This window comes from Polaromonas sp. CG_9.11 (genome assembly GCF_015752225.1).
Lineage (GTDB): Bacteria > Pseudomonadota > Gammaproteobacteria > Burkholderiales > Burkholderiaceae_C > Polaromonas.
In genome coordinates, this window is sequence record NZ_JADOVE010000062.1 from 1 (window position 1) to 2,465 (window position 2,465).

The 2,465-nt window shown below is 55.8% G+C and carries 4 protein-coding genes and 1 pseudogene; 4 read left to right on the forward strand and 1 reads right to left on the reverse strand.

The window, feature by feature from the left end:
- Positions 1–415: 415 nt before the first annotated feature.
- Genes IWX85_RS20670 through IWX85_RS20045 form a run of 3 tightly spaced genes read left to right on the forward strand, consistent with a single transcriptional unit; the run spans position 416 to position 1,234 of the window.
- Positions 416–631: a tyrosine-type recombinase/integrase gene (locus tag IWX85_RS20670; RefSeq protein WP_231380052.1), complete on the forward strand. Its 216-nt coding sequence runs from the start codon at positions 416–418 to the stop codon at positions 629–631.
- Between the two features lie 40 nt (positions 632–671).
- Positions 672–950 (forward strand): type II toxin-antitoxin system RelE/ParE family toxin, encoded by a 279-nt coding sequence (locus tag IWX85_RS20040; RefSeq protein WP_196870971.1) that lies wholly within the window; start codon positions 672–674, stop codon positions 948–950.
- Between the two features lie 8 nt (positions 951–958).
- Positions 959–1,234 (forward strand): HigA family addiction module antitoxin, encoded by a 276-nt coding sequence (locus IWX85_RS20045; protein ID WP_196870972.1) that lies wholly within the window; start codon positions 959–961, stop codon positions 1,232–1,234.
- A 221-nt stretch (positions 1,235–1,455) separates the two neighbouring features.
- On the opposite strand, the pseudogene IWX85_RS20050 reads toward IWX85_RS20045, so the two are convergent.
- A pseudogene (locus IWX85_RS20050) lies at positions 1,456–2,043 on the reverse strand (ATP-binding protein); the annotation flags it as partial.
- Between the two features lie 66 nt (positions 2,044–2,109).
- Between IWX85_RS20050 and IWX85_RS20055 the strand changes: the two are divergent.
- On the forward strand, positions 2,110–2,465 hold a 356-nt coding region (locus tag IWX85_RS20055), incomplete at its 3' end, for a transposase (protein WP_196870973.1).

Sequence of the window (2,465 nt, forward strand, 5' to 3'; positions counted from 1 at the left end):
GCAAGAATCTACCTCTCCATGAAGCCCTGAGCATTGCCAATCACCAGTACCCAAGACCGAATCTCGGAAATTTACAGAAAAGAAGTTGCTTTATCCTCCGACAACACATCATTCATGATGAGGATATGGACATCGACATGAACAGGGCTGGCCTACGTTCATGCTTACTTCATTCGGTAACGGCGCACCCCCTCCTCTCTTTGCAATTCGCTTTCTGCGTCGAATTACCAAGAGGTAGTCATGTATCTCATCAAACGAGCCCAAACGCTTAACCAGGGCCAATTCGCCCGTCTAGTAAAAATCACGAACGCAACCTCACGCTACGCGGCTCGGGATGTTTTGGTACTCATGCTGGGCCATCACTGTGGGGTGCTGGAGACAGGGGGAGCACAAAGACTACAAGGCGTGCGACAGCTTGCAAAGCCACCTCACCAAGCTCTATCAAAAAGCAGGCATCAAAGATGGTTCAAGCCATTCGGGACGACGCTCGTTCGCCGGGAAGGTGCTGGCAAGCACGGGCGATATGGATGTTGTGGCAGGGCTTCTTGGCCATAGCTCAATCGAGCGCAGCCAAAGATACATCGACCTGGTTCCAGCCGTACTTTGTGAAATGTTCGGGAACGCAGCATGACTATTGTAGTCCGTGGCGCTACGCGCTACAATATGCTGAAATGATCAAGAGCTTTCGACACAAAGGACTGCAACGGTTTTTCGAGACCGGCAGCAAGGCAGGCATTCAGGCGGTGCATGCCGCCAAATTACGCCTTCAGTTGGCGGCTCTTGACCAGGCGGTAAAACCTGAAGACCTTTCGGCACCTTCTTGGGATTTGCATCCATTGAAGGGCGATTTAAAGGGCCACTGGGCACTTACCGTAAATGGCAACTGGCGCGTGGTTTTTACGTTCGATGGAACGGACGCCGTGCTGGTGGATTACAAAGATTACCACTGAGGTTTGAAATGACCAGAATGCACAACCCACCCCACCCAGGGGAAGTCCTTCGGGAATATCTGGGCACCATTACTGTGACTGAAGCAGCGGTCAAGCTCAGAGTAAACCGGGTCACCCTCTCTCGGGTCGTGACTGGTTCGTCGGGCATTTCTGCTGACATGGCTTACCGGCTTGCGGACGCCTTTGGCACCAGTCCAGAGTTGTGGGCTGGTATGCAACTACAGTACGACTTGCACCATGCAAGCAAACTCAAACGACCGAAGATCGAAAGGCTGGCAGCGTAAGCGATCAGAAAGACTACCTGCAAGCCACTAAAACTAGATAAAGCAACTTCTTTTCTGTAAATTTCCGAGATTCGGCCTTGGGTACTGGTGATTGGCAATGCTCAGGGCTTCATGGACAGGTAGATTTTTGCGGTCATCCACTCCTCGTTGCGTATTCCGGCGATCGTGACCGACGATTCCGGTCGATCGTGACCGGTCGCGCAGCGTGAAGTGTTGCGCGCTTAAATTGTAGGGGCAGCGGTCACGATGGGTCCGGATTGATCTTCTTTTTGCTGCGTTTTTGGCTTTTGCCGTAGAGACTCGCCCGTCAGGGTGAAACGGTGATTTCGCTGCATCACGCGGTCCAAAATGGCATCGGCAATCGTGGCATCTCCCACCCAGGCATGCCAGTGCTCTATGGGCAACTGGCTGGTGATGATGGTGGCTTTGCTGGCGGCCCGGTCATCAATGATCTCCAGCAGATCGGCCCGCGTTTGGCTGTCCAGGCCGGTCATGCCCCAGTCATCATGGAGCAGCACATCGGTTTTTGCCAGTTGCAGCAGCCACTTGCCAAATGTGCCGTTCCCGTGGCGGATGCGCAGCTCTTCTGCAAGCCGGGGTACACGCTGGTACAGGGCCGAGTGGCCACGCCGGCAGGCGTACTGCGCCAAGGCGCAACCCAGCCAGGACTTGCCCGCCCCCGTGGGGCCGGTGATCAGCACGCTGTGGCCGCTGTCAATCCAGTCGCCCAACGCCAGGCTCATGAGCGCCTTGCGCTCCAGGCCCCGCCCGGGGCGCGTGTCCAGGTCCTCGATGGATGCCTGCGGGTACCCCCCCGTGTCAGACTAGTTGTCGCTCCATCATGATTGCGGAAAAGCCGCAAAGGAGTACCATTTATGACAAGAAATCTTCATTCCCCTGAATTCCAGGAACAGGCCCTGAGCAAAGCCAGGCAACGCGGCACGCGCAGCGTGCAGGACGTTGCCGATGAATTGAATATGCCGGTAGGCACGTTGAGAAAATGGATCAGCAAGTCCAACCGAAAGCATGAAGTCGATAGCCCCGCAGCGCAACTGCCTGACGACTTACCGGCCCAATCCTGGGGCCCTGCCCAGCGCTTGCTTGCGCTGAACCAGACGCATCCCATGACGCCGACACAGCTGCATGCCTGGTGCCGGGAGAAGGGGTTGTTTGAGCACCAGCTGAAGGCCTGGGGTGAAGCGTTCTGCAATGCCACAGCGTCTGAGTCGCG